Genomic DNA, 19,244 nt, shown 5'->3' on the forward strand with positions numbered 1-19,244 from the left:
GCCCTGGGCCTGAAGCACGGCCTCGGAGACCATGTTCTCGGAGGCGATCAGTTCGATCCCGTCGCGCTGGCGCTCAAGCTCGGCACCAATCGCCGACGCAACAGCAGGGTCACGTTCCGCCAAAGGCTGTTGGAAGAGGTTCTTCAAAGTTTCTGCGGTCATGGTCGGGTTTTCTTTTCTGGAGAAGGGTATTCGATACGATAGATGACGCGAAAATGAGGAACTTTCATATTTGCGACGGGTCGTTGTTCGAAAGCGCGTGACGGGCGCGGATATCAGGAAAGTTCGACAGGATTGATCCGGGATTGTGGAACGGATTTCGGCCAGTCACGGTAGTTGCGGACCGCGCCATTTTCCCGCACCTCGCTCAGACTGTCCGGTGAGAGTGTGGCGAACACCCACCCACCCTTGTTCAGGATGCCTTCCACGATCACACCATCATCGGGAAATCCACGATCAATGGGGCCGTACACACCCGCGCAGCCACGATTTTCATCCAATGTTGCAAGCCACGGCGCATCGCCAACCGTGGGAGAGACTGCCACGAAGCACTGGTTTTCCAGCGCACGGGCCTGAGCGGAAATCTTTACGCGGTTGAAACCGTGCGGTGAGTCCGTGCAGGTCGGCACAAGGATCAGCCATGCTCCGGCTTCGACCTGTGCCCTTACCAACATAGGAAATTCCGAATCGTAGCAAACGGATGTCCCGATCAGTCCCCATGGTGTCTCGAACACGCCGGGTGGATTGCCCGCGCGCACGCCCCATGATTCCGTCTCGAACCGGGTCATGACATGCTTGTCTTGAAAAGCGACCGTGCCATTGGGGGAAATCAGGGGCGCACGGTTGCGGATACCTTCCGTTTCGGGACGAGGAAGCGTGCCGGGCATGAGCCACACCGCATGTTTTTTTGCTGTCTCCCTCATGATGTCGAGAATGGTGTCGCTGTGTGTGCAGACGGCGTGAAGTTCCGCAGCCGGATCGGGCTGTTGGATCACGGCATGTGCGGCTTCCATGCACGCATATTCCGGCATCAGCAGCAGATCGGCCTTTCGCGCTCCTTCAGCAACGAGGCGATCAAGATGTTGCGCGTAGTCGTCAAGAGACGCGATGTTTTCAACTTTCCATGCCAGCACACCAAGGCGCAGAGAAGGAGGCATCAGGAGGGTTCCTTGTGGAGCAGGGCATTGGGGATCGCATCCCCATGCAGCGACTTGATGTAAAAATCGAGCTGATGGTCACGGTGTCCCTCAAGGCCCGGTTCCTTCCAGTCGAGATGACATGAGACATATGGTAAGAGAGTGAACCCGCGATGCTTCCAGAACTCTGCGAGGTTCTGGGCATTTGCGGGGCGGCGTGGATCGGTCTTCCAGCGATGCACAGCGCAGAAAACCGCGAAACGGGCGTTGTCTGTTATACGCGCGTGTTTTTCACGTTCCTCGAAAAACCGCACGCCGATACCCTGACCTCGCCATGGCGGCAGAAGCACGGATTCTCCAAAATAGAAGAAATCTGACGTATCCAGCCTGCGCGCCTCGAAAGGTACGCGGATACAGGCCATCTCGTCTTTCAGTGGCAGACAGGTGGATGCGCCCACGACCTCATGCCCGTCACGTGCGACAACCACCGCTGTCCCGGGGCTTTGCATGTAGGCATGAAGATATTTTTCTTCGTAGGCAATGTTGCCGTCGTAGAGATAGGGCCATTCCCGAAAGACCGTGATTCTCAATCGTGCAAGATCCGGCACGATCGAAAGGAGGTGTTCTCCCGTCAGGGTCTCAAGCGCCACGCTCATCGTTGCCGGATCTCCCATTGCGGTGCGACGTAATAAGGAGCGGAGGAAGGAGGGAGTAAGGGACGGTTGCGGATATGATCGGCTGCCTTTTCCGCGATCATTGTTGTGGGAGCATTGAGATTTCCGTTGGTTACGCGCGGCATGATGGACGAATCCACCACACGAAGGCCTTCGACACCGATCACACGTGTCTCGGGATCCACGACGGCCATGGGATCGTCGGCAGCACCCATCTTGCAGGTACAGGAGGGATGCAGGGCGCTTTCCACTTTCTGACGTACAAATTCATCAATCTGTTCGTCTGTCACGCAGTCTTCACCGGGTTGCAACTCGTGCCCGTGGAATGGCTTGAACGCCTCCTGATTGAACAGTTCGCGTGTGAGACGTACGCAGGCACGCATTTCTTCCATGTCGTCGGGATGACTGAGATAATTGAACAGGATACTGGGTTTGTCGGTCGGATCTGCCGATTTGAGCCGCACATGGCCCCGGCTTTTCGAACGCATCGGGCCGACATGGGCCTGATAGCCGTGGCCGGATGCCAGGCCTTTGCCGTCATACGTCACGGCAAGGGGAAGAAAGTGGAACTGGATGTCGGGGTAGGGGATTCCGGCCTTACTGCGGATAAAGCCACAGCTTTCGAAATGATTGGTGGCTCCGAGGCCATCTTTGCGCAGTAACCAACGTAGGCCGATTTTGAATTTGGCCAGAGGGTTCATTGCGGAATAAAGCGTAATCGGTTTCTTGCAGGCGATCTGAAAATAGAATTCCAGATGGTCCTGAAGGTTTTCTCCCACACCGGGTCGATCTGCGATCACAGGGATGCCGAGAGCCTTGAGCTGTGCAGCGGGTCCGATCCCAGAGAGTAGCAGAAGCTGCGGAGAGTTGATGGAACCACCAGAGAGAATGACTTCTTTGCGTGCGTAGGCGATACATTCCTTGTTGCCGCGCATATAGACGATGCCAACTGCGCGCCTGCCTTCAAAGAGAATTTTCGTCGCGCGCGACTGTTGATGCACTTCGAGATTTTTCCGGTGCATGACCGGACGCAGATAAGCATTGGCCGTATTCCAGCGCCGACCGTTCTTTACGGTCATGCTCATCTTGTCAAAGCCTTCCTGCTGGTAGCCATTGTAGTCGTGGGTGACGGGATAACCTGCCTGATATCCAGCCAGAAGCCATGCCGCATGCAGTGGATTGTCCACCGTGCCGTATTGCGTGTGCAGTGGGCCTGTGCGTCCGCGGTAGAGATCGTCGCCTTCTGTGCAGGATTCCGCCTTTTTGAAATAGGGCAGGACGTCGGCATAGGACCAGCCGGTTGCTCCTTCCTTTACCCAATCTTCGAAATCCAGTGCATTGCCACGGACATAAACCATGCCGTTAATGGAGGATGAGCCGCCAAGTCCCTTGCCGCGTGGGGTGAACATACGCCGTCCGCCAAGATGCGGCTCGGGTTCACTTTCATAGAACCAGTTGAAGCGCTTGCTGTGCATGGGCATGGCAAGCGCTGTGGGCATCTGTACGATGATGGACTTGTCGCTGCCACCGAACTCCAGAAGCAGCACGTTGTCTTTGCCGTCCTCGGTCAGGCGATTGGCAAGGACACAGCCGGCCGATCCTGCGCCGACAATGATGTAATCGAATTCCTGCATGCGGGCAGCCCTCATTTCCGGTGGGGTCAGTAGGGGGATTCCACGTCACCGAGCGCGACGTAGACGGTCTTGATCTGTGTGTAATGCTCAAGAGCAGCACGGCTGTTTTCGCGTCCGAGACCAGATTTCTTATAACCCCCGAAGGGAAGTTCTATGGGCGTTATGTTGTACTGATTGATCCAGCAGGTGCCGGCTTCCAGTGCCGCCACGACACGGTGCCCACGAGCCAGATTGGAGGTGAAGACACCGGCCGCCAGACCGAATTCGGTGGCATTGGCCCGTGCGATTACTTCTTCCTCATTGGTGAAGTCGAGGACAGTCATGACCGGACCGAAAATTTCCTCGCGGGCGATTTTCATGTCGTCGCGGCAATTTACGAACACGGTTGGTTGCATGAACGCGCCCTGAGAGAACGTGCCGTCCGTCAGACGCTTGCCTCCTGTAAGGAGAGTCGCGCCTTCATTGATGGCACTTTTCACATAGGACAGGACTTTTTCCAGATGAGATGCGCTGATGAGCGCGCCGATATCTGTATCGGGAGCAAGCGGGTCGCCGATACGCATGGCTTCCACTCGTCGCTTGAGTTCCGACAGAAAGCGTTCGCGGATACCGGACTGCACGAAAACACGGGTGCCATTTGAGCATATTTCCCCTCCAGAATAGAAATTTCCTAGGAGAGCAGCAGATACGGCATTGTTGATGTCGGCATCGTCGAAGATGATGAGCGGGGATTTCCCCCCCAATTCCAGTGTGACATATTTCAGTGTGTTCGCCGCTTCCCGCATGACGGCAATGCCGGTGGGCACTGAGCCGGTCAGACTGATCTTGCGGATTTCAGGTTCAGCACACAGGCGTTTGCCAACATCACCCGCGCCATGCAGCACGTTGAAGACGCCATCGGGCAGCCCGGCCTCTTTGTAGATGGCGGCCAGTCGCACTGCCGTCAGCGGTGTCATCTCGGAGCTTTTGAAAATCATGGCATTGCCGCAGGCAAGAGCCGGAGCGGATTTCCAGCAAGCAATCTGGATGGGGTAATTCCATGCGCCGATACCTGCCGTGATGCCCAGAGGTTCCCGGCGCGTGTAGCCGAAAGCTTCGGGACCGAGATCGATAGATTCTCCGGAAAGTGAGGACGCCTGTGAGCCGAAATATTCCAGCGCGTCGGCTCCCGAGAGGATGTCCACGGTGGACGTCTCGGCAATCGGTTTGCCGGTGTCGAGTGTTTCCAGATGGGCGAGTTCGGCATTGTCACGACGCAGTAGTTCGGCAGCCTTGTGCAGAACGCGCCCGCGTTCGGTACCGGTCATGCGTGACCAGACTTTCTGGCCACGCCGGGCGCTGGCAATGGCGGCGGTGTGTTCGCTTTTTCCGGCAGTTTCGACTTCAGCGAGCAACTCTCCAGTTGCAGGATTGCGTGTCTCGAAACGGGGGCCGTTGGTGGTTACGAACTGGCCGTCGATCCAGTTGTGGCATGTTTTCATTTCTGTTCTCGTTTGCGGAATGGGGACTGGAGAAAGATCGGTCAGAGCATGTCGCGCGATCTGACTGTCGAGAAAGGCTGTGACCTGTGTGCGGGCTGCCGCGCTGTTGGCCTCCTGCCACTCGGAAAGAGCGGCGCGCAGCCACGTGCCGTCGATTAGGGAGGCAATGGCGGTGGCAAGGGGGCGCACCTCTTGGGCGGGGACAAGCGCTCTCAGATCGTAAGAGAGATTTGAGAGCATGCGACGCTGGTAGATATGCTGGATACGTTTGAGAGTGGGGGCGTAGGGCACCTGTCCCCAGAACGAAAGCCACACCGCGCCTTCACGTTGACGGAACTGCTCTGGCGCCAGAAGGGAATCGATGATGGCTTGCAGGCGTGCGCGAGAATCCCGTGCCGTCGCGAAGCGCCGGAGGATTTCCCGCCATAAGGATTCCGAGAGCGACCAGAAAGCGGCTCCGAGAAGGCTGTCCTTATCGCCGAAATAGTGGACGAGAAGACTGGGCGAGACCTCTGCGCGTTCCGCGATGCGGGCAAGGGTCGTTCCCACATAGCCATGCTCGGCCAGGATGGACATCGTGGCTGCAATGAAATTCTGGCGTCGTTCGTCATCAAGACGGGGAGACGAGGAGGGGTTGGGAGACTGCATAGGCAGGACTCCAGTGGGTTTGAATGGTCGTTCAACGCTTATTTTATGTTGATATCGAAATCAAAAGTCCATGCTTTTTGTGGGTTCATAAAAAATTGGTTGTTTCGATGGAATTGCAGGAAATTTTATATTCGTGTTCTAGATTCGGGCATTCATCCAGAAAGATTGATTGCCTGTTCAACGGGCAAGTTCCAGTGAAATGGAATGAAAGCCGTTGCTAAGACGGAACCATGCAAGCTTGCGTCGGAAGGGGACAATTGCTTCTGTTGCTTGAACGCAATGATAAGGTGTGCGCTGTGATGCTGTCACCCACAGTCGAGCCAGCGCAGGCGTCTTTCTGACGGACGCCTGCGCCGTGCGGAGTGTTTCTTTCGGAAACCGTGGTTTCGTAAGGCATGAAGGGAAAGCGATGAACGGCCTGGAAGACTGGATCACCTCCCATAAAATCCCTGTTGGTGACTGGGCATCTTCCGGTGTGGATTGGATTCGCGATCACTGGCAGGGCGGTTTCAATGCCCTGAGTGATGCGATTTCGTTCTGTACGGATGGTGTCACAAGCTTTCTGCTTTCGATTCCTTCGTTGCTGCTTGTAGCGGTGTTGGCGGTGGGAGTGTGGGTGTGGAAACGGGCTCTTTCTCCTGTGCTGCTCATGGTTCTTGGGCTGCTGTTCATCATCAATCAGGGCTACTGGCAGGACACGATGGCGACGTTGACGCTCATCTTTTTCTCCACAGTGGCCTGTATGATCATCGGGGTGCCGATCGGTATTGCTTCGGCGCATCACCCGTGGTTGGCCCGGACGCTGCATCCGGTGCTTGACCTCATGCAGACATTGCCGACTTTTGTTTATCTTATTCCCACCCTGATTCTTTTCGGTCTGGGGACGGTTCCGGGAATGATCTCGACAATTGTTTTTGCCATCCCCGCGCCGATCCGCATGACGCAACTCGGTATTTCCTCGGTTCCTCAGGCCTTGCTGGAAGCGGGAGATGCTTTTGGCGCAACGGCACGGCAACGTCTGTGGAAAGTGGAAATACCCTCGGCACTTCCCATGATCCGTGAAGGAATGAGTCAGTGCATCATGCTCAGCCTCTCCATGGTGGTCATCGCAGCTCTTGTGGGAGCGGGTGGTTTGGGTGTGCCCGTGGTGCGGGCGCTCAATACGGTCCAGATTGACACGGGTTTCGAGTCCGGACTGGCCATCGTGCTTGTGGCGATCATTCTCGATCGTCTGTGTCGTCACAGCGCCAAACACTGAGAAAGGAGGGAGCCGATGGACACCCCGGAACTCAATACCGCGCTCGCCTTTCGCAATGTCGATATTCTCTTTCATCGTACCAATGCATCTGGAGCGATTGCCGAGGCCATTCGTAGACTCGATGCGGGAGGCACGCGTGAGGAGATTGCGTCCGAACTGGGTGTGACTGTCGGTGTGGCCGGTGCAACGCTGGAGGTTCAGCGCGGTGAGATCAGTGTGCTGATGGGCCTTTCCGGTTCTGGAAAGTCCACGCTGTTGCGGGCGGCGAACCGTCTCAATCGGGTGACGCGGGGCAGTGTCGAAATCGGCAATGGAGCGGCGCATGTCGATATCGCCAATTGTGACGACGATACGCTGCGTGAGATGCGACGGACGCGGGTGGCGATGGTGTTTCAGCAGTTCGGGTTGTTGCCATGGCGTACGGTGCGGGAAAATGTGGCGTTCGGGCTGGAACTGCGTGGCATGACGCCCACGGCACGCCGGAAAGTCGCTGATGAAAAGCTTGAGCTTGTTGGGCTTTCACGTTGGGCGGATTCGTATGTCTCGGAGCTTTCCGGCGGCATGCAGCAGCGTGTCGGGCTGGCCCGGGCGTTTGCGACAGACGCTGACATTCTTCTCATGGATGAGCCGTTCTCCGCTCTCGACCCCCTGATCCGGCGCAAACTTCAGGATGAGCTTCTTGATCTGCAAAAGCGTCTGAAAAAGACAATTGTTTTTGTCAGTCATGACATTGATGAGGCATTTCGGATCGGCAGCCACATTGCCATCATGCGGGAAGGACGCATCATCCAGATTGGTGCTCCGAAAGACATCGTATCCGCTCCGGTCAATGACTATGTGCGGGACTTCGTGCGGCATATGAATCCGTTGCCGCTGCTGACGGCGGCAAGTGTCATGCGGCCACTCGATATGTGCGGCAGGACTGCAGATGGCAATATCGTTCTCGATGAGCGCGGTCTGTATGTGCTGAATCCGGCAACGGGTGTGGTCAGCCGTTCGGACGGGTTGGAGGTGGCCATGGAGCAGGTGGAAGGAGACGATCTGGCTGGATTGGCTCTCCGCTCAGGTCACATCTGCTGCACATCTTCAAGTGTGACGCTCAACACGGTAGCTGTTCTGCGTCAGCGCAGCAATACGCCCGTATTGATTGCCGATAGCGGACAGATTGTTGGTCTGTGTGACGACGCGGACATGCTGGGAGCTATCACGGGTACGCCGCGCAGTGCGTGAAGGACTCGAGATAAAAAAGAATTTCCGTGTCTGTTGAGGAGAGCGGAGAGCCGTCAGGGTTGGTCCTGACGTTATTGTGAACGCCAATGGGCTTACGTCGCACATGGGGTTGTATGTCGTTACAATAATTCCGGTATCGTAACGTAGTGGGCGCACACTGTGTTGCGATGTGCAGGCCGGTCTCACCTGAAAGGATATCTCTTTCGATGAAAGCAAGATTTTTCGCCGCTGCTGCTCTTGTGGGACTCTCGTTTGGAACATTCTCTGCAAGAGCTGCTGATCCTGCCTCCTGCGATGTCGTGAGGATTGGAGATGTCGGCTGGAGCGATGCCGCCGCCACTATTGGGGTAACATCGAACATCCTCACGGCATTGGGTTACACACCCAAGACGACACTGGTTACGTTATCCGTGGCTTATCTTTCCATGGAGAATAACAGGATCGATGTTTTTCCCAGCGACTGGGAGCCTTCGGGTGAGTCGGTCATTGGACCGTATATGAAACGTGGACGCATTGAGCGGATCGCGACCAATCTTGACGGTGCGCATTATACGCTGGGTGTGCCGGATTATGTGTCGCAAGAGGGACTGAAGGATTTCAAGGACATTGCCGCGTGGGGACCGAAACTCAATTACACCATCTATGGGATTGAATCGGGTAATGACGGAAATCAGATCATTCTTAAGCTGATCAAGGAAAATCAGTTCGGGCTGGGCAAGTTCCATCTCAATGAGAGCAGTGAACAGGGCATGCTGTCACAGGTGACACGGGCGATCGGGGCACATAAACCCATCGTTTTTCTTGCCTGGGAGCCGCATCCAATGAACATGCGCTTCAAGATCACGTATCTGACCGGTGGGGAGGAGGATTTCGGTGCGGCGGCATCTGTTCATACCGTGACACGCAAAGGTTATGTGGAAGCGTGTCCCAATGTCGGAAAGCTTTTCAAACAGATGACATTCACCATTCCCGGCGAGAACGAGATGATGAAGGCTATTGGCGACGACCGGATCCCGGCACCCAAGGCAACGAAAGATTGGCTGAAAGCTAATTCCGGTGTGCTGGATAAATGGCTCGACGGTGTGACAACAGCCGATGGCGCCCCCGGTCTGCCCGCTGTAAAGAAATATCTTGGGGTCGAGTGAGAGATTTGCAGAGGGCATATAGCTCTGATTTGGTGGCGTTAGGGTCGCTGTCAAAAGCGGCCTTCTTCGCTCAGAGTTTAACGCCCGCATAGGATTTTACGTTCTGCCAAGAATAATCAATCTCAAGATATTACGTTGCATGAAGCGTAGTCTTGGAAAGCTGAATTTCGGCGCAGCTTCGTATTCGTGCTGAATATGAGAAACTGTACGATCAGGCTGGTCTCATAGTCCGTATTGATGAAAAACACTGGGTCAAAGCCGGGATTGAACTCTCGGACGGACGCGCGATGTTCAGCAGTGTTCTCACCGACGGCCGTTCGGATTGGGCGACCGCCCCTTATGGAGGCGATCCAAAAGACTTCTGGATGCGGGTGACTGTAGCTGATGGCGTGCTGCGGCTTCAGGTATCTGGTAGATGGTAAGATTTGGCGGCTTATGCGCCTGGCGCCTTACCCCGCCTCTCGGCAAGGCGTTGCATAATCTGACATGATGTCTCAGCACAGCGAAAAACAGAAAATGCTGGCTGGCGATCTGTATGTCGCCAGCGCCCCCGAATTGCAGCACGATATGGCGCAATGTACTGAATGGCTTGCCCGTTACAATAAACTTGAGAGATCTCTGCCCGACCGTCTTTCCTCTGCGATTACGATTATAACATCTTTTTGGGACACAATGTGTTTCTGAATTTCAACTGCACCGTGCTTGATGTGGTACCTGTCAGGATTGGGGACGGCACGCAGATTGGCCCCGGCGTTCAGATACTGACCGCTGATCACCCGCGAGTCCCTAAATTACGTCAGAAAATGTTGGAATCTGGCCGTCCCATTACCGTCGGTAAAAATGTCTGGATCGGTGATGAGGCCATTATTCTGCCCGGTATCGCAATCGGAGATAATGCTACTATCGGCGCAGGAAGTGTCGTCACGCATGATGTGGTCTCTGGTGCAACCGTGGCTGGTAATCCGGCGAGGCTTTTACGCACCGCGCCACACCCACAATAGAATACTTAATCTTTGCGGATAAGCTGACATCCACCTCTGAATCCCAGTTTCAACAGATTGACGTATTCTCTTCCGAACCGGTCAAAGGCAATCCTGTTGCCATGGCTATTGGAGAAGATGCTCTGACCACAGAGCAGATGGTAGCTTTTGCCAACTGGATGAATCTCACTGTCTGACCGAAAATGAATTGAGTGATTTCAGACGGTTATGATTCATGGGTTTGCGACAACCTGATGAGATCAAGGTGACCTGGACTGAAATCACTCGCGCACAGTCTCGCCTTTTTAAGTAAATATTTATGTTAGAAGAGGTGTTTGGGAAAAATTATTATGGGAGTTACTCGTAGTGTTTTCTTCTTCAGATGAAGAGGGGGTTTCGGGACACATACTGAGAGCGTTTTTCCATTTTTTTTGCAGTTTTTCATGTATTGCATCGTGCCAATCACGTGTAAGGCGTGCTGCGCGATAATAGGTATTCCGTTTCGTTAGTATATTTTTCAATATTGTTAAGGATTCAGAGGGCAGAATCTCGGATAAAACAGGGATATATGAAGGGGTATTCTGTTCGCGATTATGTGTGAATAAAACCGGCACGCCTGCGGCAAGGAAGGGGAGGATGTCAGAGGTTTGTGCCGCAATTACAGCTCGGGGATAAGGCACTTCCATGACATCGGAAGATATTTTTATGTCAGGATAATCGACCGTCAGTGCTGAGAGAGAAGATGACAGGGAGAGAGGTGAACAAGCTTCATCAATAACCAGAAGGCCGGCACGTCGATCGAAGCCTCGCTTTGGTTGGGCAGTTGATGCCTGTATAAGAGGTATGTCGAAAACTGGTGTTCCTGGAACGGCTTGCTGCAAGAACTGGCTTTCAGCTTTTGAGGATGTCACGACACCATCAGCCAGAAAGACTGTGGAAATTTCGGCAACGTGTTTTTTCCTGCAGTCATGAGCGGGGGACAGGCCATCCGAAAGAATAAGAATCCGTATCGAGGGGAGACCACTTCGGATCAGAGGCACATAGCGGACAGCCATGTCCATGCCTTTTGTCAGCACGACCTCGAAATCTTTTCCATGTTGGCGCAGAAAATTTTCGATGCCAAAGATACGGAATGGCAGATCGATTGAAAGATCGTTTTCTGAAAGATATTGAAGGATTCTATTATCGTCATCTGTACGATTAATTGTCGCGACCGTGATCCTGAAACCGAGATCCTGAATCGTAAGCAGATGCTGGAGGATACCGTTTCTCTCAGACAAAATTTCGGAAAGCTGTTCCACAAGTAAAAGTAAAGAACGGTGCGGGAGAGGAACGGGTGTGCCCGCTCGCCGAGCCTGTTGATCACGCTCTTTGAATGACTGCCGATTGTCTTCAGTATCGCGCACGACAAGAAGGCGCATCTGTTCATCAAGAATATTCATGAGACGAGCGCGATCTTGTCTGTAGGCAAGTGTCTTTCTGGCTTGTCCGAGAAGAGAACTGATTTCCTGCTCAAAATGAGCGATGGGTTCAAGAATAACCGGTGATCCGGGCAGTTCTGTGCCATCGGAGACACGACAGATGCGCACGATGTGCTGTTGCGAAGCCACAAGCGGGGAGGGAAAGCGAAGATCAAACCCATGCCAGCCGCTTCCAATGCGCTGGCGCTGAAGATCGGGGCGCAGGACATTGGCGAGTGTCCGGATCACAGGATGGTTGTTGACGGAAATCTCTAACTCAACAGAAGCCGGATTCAGTTCATCATTACAGGCCCAGCCTTTCAGATGCGTGTGATTGGCCATGTCCACATGCCCCTGCAATGGAGACGTTGGCTGCTGCGGTTGGGCGGAAGCCGTTGCTTCAATGACGAGCGGACATCCTGCAAGCAGCGTACGATCCGAAGCAAGGCGCAGTTCGAGTTCGTGAGAAAGATGGGGATCGAGGAGGTGAGAAATATTTTCCTCGAAGCCAAAGCCATGAATTCCGGCTGCGATGACATCCGGCCGAGGGAGCTTCGCATGAAACAGGGCAATCGGAACATTGTGTTCCATAAGCACGAGGGTGGCCTGTGTGGCATCTGGCTGATCGGTACGTGCCCAGCCGCGGATAAATCCGTTCGCGTGTTCATCCACATGGCCGGGATGAAGCGTTGGTGGACAGGAGGCTTGTCGCACCAGATTTTGTCGAATGCACTCCAACTCCGGACCATGCTCAATGCGTGGCGCGCAGAATTGTGCCGGGGGACGGGAAAGATTCGGATAAAGCCGGTAAAATTCCTCGGCATTATGGAACATGCTACGGCTCTGGGTATCGAGGAATGTTTCCGATGGAGCGTTTTCCGCGAAGATGATGTCGTGTGTTTCTAATTCGATATGAAAATATTCGATATCTTCGCCAATCCCAGACTGAAGTATGGTCTGGCCATTTACCAGTGCAGAGGCCGGAATCAGAACATTCTCGACATACATGGAATGAAGCGGAGAGACTTTTAGATCCCGCAAGGGAAGATCATTGCCAAGAGATCCGGCACGGAATGTGACTGGAGCAATCATGAGATTGTTTGCAACCAGATCTGCCGGGTGGTTTCGACGACCGATCCACAGGATTGCCCGATGTTCACCTTGGTATGTGACTACCCTGTCTCCGATGCGAAGACTTTCAACAGGACGTTCGCCTTCTGGCGTTCGGATGAGCGTTCCACGACAGTAGCAGGCCGCGCCATCTCCGGTCATGACCAGTTCGACAGTTCCGTCCGCGTCTTTCTGCCGTTCTACGGTCAGACCGGTATAATCTCCGATGAGCGTGAAGAGGTAATCATGCCCGTTTTCTGTTGCACTGAGAGTGGCTGATCCTGCGGAATCAACGATAAAGGTCGGACGGTCGTTATCCTGCGCAGACCAGTATTCACTATCGAGATCAATGGTGCCTCCCGAGGCAAAGGTAACATCGCTCAGGCGTGCTCCATCTATGACACTGATGACGCCGCCAGAGAGCAGATTGATGTCTGTGCCGCTACCGCCGGATGCAAGGCTCAGAGAGCCGCCACTTTCAATCGTGCCGCCGGACTCCACAGCACCGGATAATATGTTTTCGGCAGCACCATTCTTTACGGTTGACGCCCCTGCCGTTGCGCCGAGCGATACGTTTTGTGTGCTTCCGGACGACAAGGTGGCGCTTTCCAGCATGCCACCCTCCACGTCCACCTGTCCTCCACTCGACACGATGATTTGCTGTGCCGTGCCGCCGTCAAGCACCTCCAGCGTTCCACCGTTGTTGACCACTCCCGAGATTTCTCGACCGTCAGAAGAAACGATTTCTCTGCCAGAGGAAAAGAGTTGAGTTCGGCTGCCTGTACCGCCGCTGAGAGAAGCAGTCCCACCGGATGAGATGAGGGCATCCGTGCTGATGGAGTTACTTCCTACGACAAAGACGCCGCTTGCCAGAACGCTGATATCACTGGCCACGCTGCCACTGGTGACCTCAAGACCGGCATTGGAGATGGTGGCGGAAACGACGGTTCCTCCCACCATATGCACAGCAGCCCCCTCTTGTGCGACGAGAGTGCTGACCAGGCTGCCACTGTCGACCTCCAATTTTCCACCGTTGACTGTAATGCCAGAGAGGATGGCTCCATTCGTGGCGGAAATCGTGCCTCCACTGTCTACATTCGCAGCGTCGAGAGAGCCGGTCGAGGTTACGTCGATCAGACCGCTTTCAACCGTTACATTCGTAGCAGTTGCATGATCCGTGACAGTCAGTGTGGCGTTATCGCTCAGAGTGGCAGTCTGTAACTGGGCGCCACTGCCAGTGATGAAAGCAGAGCCGCCTGTCAGGGTCGTGGTATTTGCGAGACTGCCGGAACTTACAATCAGGGTTCCGTCAGTGAGAACCGTTGTGTTGGAAGCGACACCGCTGGAATCCACAACCAGCGTTCCGCCTGATGAGACTATGGTGTCCGTGCTTGTCGAAGGATCGCCAACGGTAAGCTGACCCCCATCGACAACAGTTGTGTTGGCAGCGCTACCATCGGCATCAATGCTCAGGCTGCCACCGGACACAAGGGTCGAGGTGGCGCCGCCACCACTGACATAAAGAGTGCCATTGGCAGCGACAGATGCGTGATCAGTCTGTCCACCACTTTCAACGAGAAGACGCCCACCAGTTATGTTTACATCACTGGCAGAAGCTGTGGATTGGACTGTGACGATGCCGGTGTTTTCCAATGTCGCACTGATAAGGAGTGCACCACTTTGCAATGTGGTGTTGCCTCCAGACAGCGCTGCCCCGGACAACTCCGCGCCGGATTCAAGGTTGGCGTATCCACCTGAGAGCGTGAGCGCCGACATGATGGCACCTGACTGTATCGTCAGGTTTCCGTTATCGAGAACAGTGCCGCTGATCAGGCTGGCACCTGAAGAGATAACGGTATTTCCTCCGTCAAGAAGAGCGGAGGTGACTGTGCCACCAGAGGAAATGTTGAGTATGCCATCATTTACGGTCAGGGCGGAGGCGGTCGCGCCAGAGGCGACGGCAAGCGTGCCACCCTGTTCCACAATGCCGCTGATGAAAACATTGCCTGGGGTAAGGGCAACGGATGTGCCATCTGTCAGGGCAAGACCCGATGCGCTGGCGCCGGAAGCCATGTTCAGTGTGGTTCCGGCCAGTATAGCTGAGCGCGCTGTGGCCCCCGATGCCAGAGAAAGAGTGGTGCTGGTAAGTGTGCCACCGGAGAGCGTGCCGCTGACCTGCAGGCTGCCAGCGGAAACCGTTGTGAGACCCAGAGTTGTTCCTGAAGCGGCATTCACCATGGCGCTGGTGGCGCTAAGGGAGGTGACGTTTGCGTGGTTGAGTAATGTGAGAGTGGTACCGGACTGGAAATTGCCATCAGTAAGTGCGCCGCCGCTGAGAGTCACATCTCCTGCCGATAGGGTCGCTCCGCTCAGTGTACCGCCATTGTAAACAATTGCGGACCCACCAGAGAAAGTATCATTGATTCCAACCGCGCCATTCGAGAGCGTAAGGGTGCCCCCGCTGACAACAGTCGTGTTCTTGGCCTGAGCCGATTTTCCGGCAGCCGACAGAAGCCCCCCTGATTGTACCTGTGCGGCAATGGAGATACCGCCTGTTGTGACGGACTGGACAGCGCCATTGTTGACGGTGGTTGCGGTGCTGTAGCCGAGGCCGGAGATGAGTTCCGTGCCGCCACTTTCAAGAACGGCGTCAATCGCATGGCCATTATAATAATCGCGCAGAAGGCCGCCGGAGTTCACTGTGATGTTGACACCGCTTCCAGCGGTTGCCGAGGACATTAGAGTAAGCAGGCCGCCTGAATTGATGGTGGCATTTCGCACTGTGCCTACGACATAGGCACCCAGTCCTTGAATCTTGAAACTTCCATACGTGACAGAAGATTGCAGATTGCAGGAATTTATGGTGACGAAATCAGCTTCTCCACCAGCGTATAGAGCCAGCCACCCATTGTTTACCGTTACATTACTGAGCTTTCCGCCCTGATAGACATTCACATTGGCATTGTCTTCAAGCGTCAGGTCAGATCCAAAACCGCCTGATGTGACGGAGATTATTGAGTTTTCATCGACATATGTGGCAAAGGCCGAACCACCATTGCCAATAATTGCCGACTTCGTCAGGAGGTGTGTGTCATACGCCTGACCTCCAGCCGCAATCTGGATTGCGCCGCCATTGTTGACCGTTGTCTCACTGGCAACGCCACTGGCCAGAACGCTTAATTGGCCGCCGTTGATTACTGTGCCGGAGAGAAGCGTGCCGGCTGAGGTGATGATGGCCGATCCATGCGCTCCAATAGTGGCGGAGGACAGAACGGCATTATCCGTGACCGTGGCATTGCCGCTGTTGAGCGTAACGTGTGTGGCGCTTGCGTGATCGGTGAGGCTCAGCAGGTTTCCGCTTTGTAATGTGGCGCTTTGGAGAGTTGCGTTTGCCCCGCTGACAAGGGTTGTTCCGCTGGTTTGTGTGAGAGATGACGCCGCGCCTTCGTCCGTGAGTGTGCCCCCTGATAGGGTGGCGGATGTGAGGGTGCCTCCAGCGCTAACGAAAACCGCGCCTCCTGAAAGAACCGACGTGTTACTGGCCGTTCCACCAGAGTCGATGCATTGCGTGCCAAGGGAGCCAATCACTGCGGATGTGGCGGTGCCACCGCTGTCAATGGCCTGAAAGCCATCATGTACGGTCGTGGCTATTGATGAGCCATATACGATTTCTCTGGCGCCACTCTCCAGGACCGTGTTGGAGGCAACACCTCCTGCGGAGGTTTCTAGCGAGGCACTGGAGCAAAGAACGGCCGAAATGACAGTTCCGCCTTGTTCTGCCAGGATCACACCATCGGCATTGACTGTGGGATGGATTGAACGCCCCCCAGAAAAGACGGCCTGGACGTCTGCCTCCACGATCGAACCGGACTGACAAGAAGTCGCGAATGGATCGCCGCCGATTATGTCGTCGGTTTCCGTGCCATAGACGCTTTCGCCGCCATCATAAAGAATGATGGTGCCGGAACCCGATCCACCTGCAGAGATTACTGCGGAAGCATAGTCATTAAGGTGTGCTGGTGCCGCGCTCGTCAGGACTGTGCCCTGCATGAGGCCTCCGGCTGAGACAGCAATCAGGCCATCTACCGACACGGACGCACCGCTGGTGACACCGCCTGAAAGCACCTCCATGCTGGCGTTGCTGCCAACCGATGTGTTGCTGGCGGTGCCTCCAAGCGAAAGTACCGCACCTTCTGCAAGTGTCGCGTCCACGAGTGAGGCACCCGCTGTGACAGTCAGGGTATCTCCAGAGGCAATCGTAATGCCGCTAGAGGTGGTGCCAGAAGAAAGCGTGGTGTCAGTCATGCCGCTCAGGAGTGTGGTTGGAACAGACTCCGCACGTCCCATAATGAAATGGTATCCGGAATGAATATTGATATGTCACGAAATGGTTAATAAATATTTTTATATCGAAAAATCGATTTTGTGGTAAAAATTGCATTTATTATGCAGAAAATGTAACTATTTTGCGTGAATAAGATAAATGTAAAATATCAGTATTAATGTCATCATAATTCTATGTTTTTCATCTTCCGATAAAGCGTGGCGCGGCTGATCCCAAGCCTTCGGGCGGCTGCGGAAGCATTGCCACCCTCGGCCGCAAGAGCTGTGCGGATGACATTCTGTTCAGCGTGACGAAAGCTCATTTCGCGTCCGGTTTCCAACTCGCCCAACAGATTGACGCGGTTGTCGAGCATCTCATCGGTCCAGCCGACAAAAAGACGGGCAGCGTGTGTGGCGCCCATGACCTCACCGCTTTCATTGATGGCCACCAGTGGAGTGGAACTGCCTTCGGCTGAACCAAGAGAGAGAATGCGCTGACCGGTATGACAGGCACGGAAAAGCTGTTCCTCGATCCGCCGTCCGGATTGCTGGACGGTTTCCATCATGAGAGAGGCGAGGGGACGCGTGCTCTGCTGGCTGAAGGTGGCGACGTTAAGCGCCCCTGCCACTTTGCCCTGTGCGTCGAAGACAGGGACGGCGTAGCTTTCCAGCAGGGAAAAACAGAAACGCCAGTGATCGCCTTGCGTCAGGGCGATGGGGCAGCGATCGCGCAGGGCAGTGCCAACTCCATTGGTGCCAGCCACTGATTCGTCCCATACGGCTCCGGCCCGTAGACACAGGCGGCGGCAGGCCGGCAGATGGACTTCGTCGATACACCGCGCGAGCAGAACGGCCTCAGGATCGGCCAGCAACACCATCAGGCCTAATCCCTGTACCAGTCCGAAAAGATGGCGCATTTCTGGGATGGCGGCGCGGAGCATGAGACTGGAATGGGTGCGGGCGCGACGGAACTCGGCACCTGAAAGAACATCGGCGGTCCATGAGCAGGATGGATCAAGACCATAGGCCGTTTCGCAGCGTTCCCATGAGCGTGCAATTTCCCTTGATGACGTGCGGGGAAAAGCATCTCCGGATCGTTCGTCGGCTGCGTTGCTCATTCGTCTCCTTCTGCCTTTCCCTGTCTCGTTCTTGCGAGGTTACGCCATGGCTCTGATTTATAGCTATTCGGAATGAATGTTATATCAGAAAATTGTCATTTGGAGAGGAAGCCGGACGTTACTGCCAGAGATAGACGAACTTCACGTAGTAGGCGTTGCTTTCGGGGACATTCCGGCCATCGACGGAATGGCTGTAGCGGGCCGTAAAACTGAGATCGGGCGCGATATTGAACATGACGCCAAGGCCCATGGTGGCTTCACGGCTGTTTGAATCCGCGATGTCACGATGGAGCGTGAAATCATGCGTGCCGGTGACGTTCTGCCAGTCAAAGGCAAGAAACGGTTCGATCAGTTTGGTGGCTTTCCAACTGAATCGTAGATTTGTGTAGAACACTACACCCGGAAACGAAGGATTCTGGCCCTTTTTGTGTTTGGTGGAGCCGGTCACGGTGCCAGCGTCTCCATCGAAACTGAAATGCTTCCATTCGTAGTCGAAGATGAAGCTGGAGATGTTCGACCAGTAGCCCGGAGTCAGTCCTTCACGGGTTCCGGAGTTGGTCTGCATGAAGGTCTGAAAACCGAAAGTGCTATGGGAGTTGGGTTTGAACCACGCAGCAGGACCGACGATCGTGGGGCCTAATCCGCCGGAGTTGGTGCCGTTCGCCAGACTGTAGCTTTCGCTCTGGATGATCTCGAAAGCGAAACCGACATGGGGAATGGCTTCGAACGTGCGGAAATGGACGTATTTCGTCATGCCCGCCCATGTGTGGCTGCCCTGTCCGGGTTTCCGCTGGCCGCTGCTGTTGTAATAGCTGCCGGCGGCGTTTCCGTCTCCGTACTGGACCAGCACGTTGAAGGGTTTGAAGTCTACGGGCAGGTCGTACTCGTGCGGACCGATGATCGCGAGCGTGACATCGGCGGCGCGAGAAGGAGTGCTGCCAATCAATGAGAGCAGCGGCAGGCCGAAACGTACTGCAAGTCGCCGCCACTCCGCGCTGTCCGTCAGGTGCATGGGATGTGATCCACGATCAGGGGAACGCGTCGGCC

The 19,244-nt window shown here is 54.9% G+C and carries 15 protein-coding genes and 4 pseudogenes; 9 read left to right on the plus strand and 10 right to left on the minus strand.

Annotation, left to right across the window (positions count from 1 at the left end):
• The 5 genes and pseudogenes from glyA to betB form a co-directional block, all read right to left on the minus strand.
• A pseudogene (gene glyA, locus GOB87_RS09035) lies at nucleotides 1–162 on the minus strand (serine hydroxymethyltransferase); the annotation flags it as partial.
• Nucleotides 163–275: 113 nt separating this feature from the next.
• On the minus strand, nucleotides 276–1,157 hold the full coding sequence (locus GOB87_RS09040; protein WP_166315503.1) for a carbon-nitrogen hydrolase family protein: 882 nt from the start codon (nucleotides 1,155–1,157) through the stop codon (nucleotides 276–278).
• Nucleotides 1,157–1,792: a GNAT family N-acetyltransferase gene (locus GOB87_RS09045; protein WP_166315506.1), complete on the minus strand. Its 636-nt coding sequence runs from the start codon at nucleotides 1,790–1,792 to the stop codon at nucleotides 1,157–1,159. Before GOB87_RS09045 ends, GOB87_RS09040 begins: the two co-directional genes overlap by 1 nt.
• The gene (betA, locus tag GOB87_RS09050; RefSeq protein WP_166315509.1) at nucleotides 1,789–3,444 is read right to left on the minus strand and encodes a choline dehydrogenase; all 1,656 of its coding nucleotides are present in this window, start codon (nucleotides 3,442–3,444) and stop codon (nucleotides 1,789–1,791) included. Before betA ends, GOB87_RS09045 begins: the two co-directional genes overlap by 4 nt.
• A 26-nt stretch (nucleotides 3,445–3,470) precedes the next feature.
• Entirely contained in the window at nucleotides 3,471–5,573 is a 2,103-nt protein-coding gene (gene betB / locus GOB87_RS09055) for a betaine-aldehyde dehydrogenase (RefSeq protein ID WP_166315512.1), read from the minus strand.
• Nucleotides 5,574–5,982: 409 nt separating this feature from the next.
• Here betB and choW point away from each other — a divergent pair, with 409 nt between their 5' ends.
• The 7 genes and pseudogenes from choW to GOB87_RS16980 all read left to right on the plus strand — a co-directional run bounded on the left by choW (nucleotide 5,983) and on the right by GOB87_RS16980 (nucleotide 10,383).
• Nucleotides 5,983–6,831, plus strand: coding sequence for a choline ABC transporter permease subunit (gene choW, locus GOB87_RS09060; protein ID WP_166315515.1), 849 nt, complete (start codon nucleotides 5,983–5,985; stop codon nucleotides 6,829–6,831).
• A gap of 15 nt (nucleotides 6,832–6,846) precedes the next feature.
• The gene (gene choV, locus GOB87_RS09065; RefSeq protein WP_166315518.1) at nucleotides 6,847–8,061 is read left to right on the plus strand and encodes a choline ABC transporter ATP-binding protein; all 1,215 of its coding nucleotides are present in this window, start codon (nucleotides 6,847–6,849) and stop codon (nucleotides 8,059–8,061) included.
• A 206-nt stretch (nucleotides 8,062–8,267) separates the two neighbouring features.
• Nucleotides 8,268–9,206 carry a glycine betaine ABC transporter substrate-binding protein gene (locus tag GOB87_RS09070; protein ID WP_166315521.1) on the plus strand — a complete coding sequence of 313 codons (939 nt, stop codon included), beginning with the start codon at nucleotides 8,268–8,270 and terminating at the stop codon, nucleotides 9,204–9,206.
• A gap of 167 nt (nucleotides 9,207–9,373) precedes the next feature.
• Nucleotides 9,374–9,662, plus strand: a pseudogene (locus GOB87_RS09075) (DUF1349 domain-containing protein); the annotation flags it as partial.
• A 30-nt stretch (nucleotides 9,663–9,692) separates the two neighbouring features.
• Nucleotides 9,693–9,890 (plus strand): maltose acetyltransferase domain-containing protein, encoded by a 198-nt coding sequence (locus GOB87_RS17120; RefSeq protein ID WP_242006267.1) that lies wholly within the window; start codon nucleotides 9,693–9,695, stop codon nucleotides 9,888–9,890.
• Entirely contained in the window at nucleotides 9,881–10,207 is a 327-nt protein-coding gene (locus GOB87_RS17125; protein ID WP_304515783.1) for a DapH/DapD/GlmU-related protein, read from the plus strand. Before GOB87_RS17120 ends, GOB87_RS17125 begins: the two co-directional genes overlap by 10 nt.
• Before the next feature lie 56 nt (nucleotides 10,208–10,263).
• Nucleotides 10,264–10,383 carry a PhzF family phenazine biosynthesis protein gene (locus tag GOB87_RS16980; RefSeq protein ID WP_264805107.1) on the plus strand — a complete coding sequence of 40 codons (120 nt, stop codon included), beginning with the start codon at nucleotides 10,264–10,266 and terminating at the stop codon, nucleotides 10,381–10,383.
• A 120-nt stretch (nucleotides 10,384–10,503) separates the two neighbouring features.
• Here GOB87_RS16980 and GOB87_RS09090 read toward each other — a convergent pair whose 3' ends face one another.
• Complete coding sequence (locus tag GOB87_RS09090; RefSeq protein ID WP_338421432.1) at nucleotides 10,504–15,711, minus strand: Hint domain-containing protein; 5,208 nt, start codon at nucleotides 15,709–15,711, stop codon at nucleotides 10,504–10,506.
• A gap of 159 nt (nucleotides 15,712–15,870) precedes the next feature.
• A pseudogene (locus GOB87_RS17130) lies at nucleotides 15,871–16,026 on the minus strand (hypothetical protein); the annotation flags it as partial.
• On the opposite strand from GOB87_RS17130, the gene GOB87_RS16985 reads away from it, so the two are divergent.
• Nucleotides 16,000–16,122 carry a hypothetical protein gene (locus tag GOB87_RS16985; RefSeq protein WP_277876607.1) on the plus strand — a complete coding sequence of 41 codons (123 nt, stop codon included), beginning with the start codon at nucleotides 16,000–16,002 and terminating at the stop codon, nucleotides 16,120–16,122. The pseudogene GOB87_RS17130 and the gene GOB87_RS16985 overlap by 27 nt on opposite strands.
• A gap of 135 nt (nucleotides 16,123–16,257) precedes the next feature.
• Here GOB87_RS16985 and GOB87_RS17135 read toward each other — a convergent pair.
• Nucleotides 16,258–16,887: pseudogene (locus tag GOB87_RS17135) on the minus strand (hypothetical protein); the annotation flags it as partial.
• Between GOB87_RS17135 and GOB87_RS16800 the strand changes: the two are divergent.
• Nucleotides 16,805–17,125, plus strand: a complete 321-nt coding sequence (locus tag GOB87_RS16800; protein ID WP_242006268.1) for a hypothetical protein — start codon at nucleotides 16,805–16,807, stop codon at nucleotides 17,123–17,125. The pseudogene GOB87_RS17135 and the gene GOB87_RS16800 overlap by 83 nt on opposite strands.
• 139 nt (nucleotides 17,126–17,264) lie before the next feature.
• On the opposite strand, the gene GOB87_RS09095 is transcribed toward GOB87_RS16800, so the two are convergent.
• Both GOB87_RS09095 and GOB87_RS09100 read right to left on the minus strand, forming a co-directional pair.
• Nucleotides 17,265–18,197 carry a helix-turn-helix domain-containing protein gene (locus GOB87_RS09095; protein ID WP_166315527.1) on the minus strand — a complete coding sequence of 311 codons (933 nt, stop codon included), beginning with the start codon at nucleotides 18,195–18,197 and terminating at the stop codon, nucleotides 17,265–17,267.
• Nucleotides 18,198–18,315: 118 nt separating this feature from the next.
• Nucleotides 18,316–19,209 carry a transporter gene (locus tag GOB87_RS09100; RefSeq protein ID WP_166315530.1) on the minus strand — a complete coding sequence of 298 codons (894 nt, stop codon included), beginning with the start codon at nucleotides 19,207–19,209 and terminating at the stop codon, nucleotides 18,316–18,318.
• Nucleotides 19,210–19,244: the final 35 nt, after the last annotated feature.

The sequence above is a fragment of the Acetobacter estunensis genome (assembly GCF_011516945.1).
Taxonomy (GTDB): domain Bacteria; phylum Pseudomonadota; class Alphaproteobacteria; order Acetobacterales; family Acetobacteraceae; genus Acetobacter; species Acetobacter estunensis.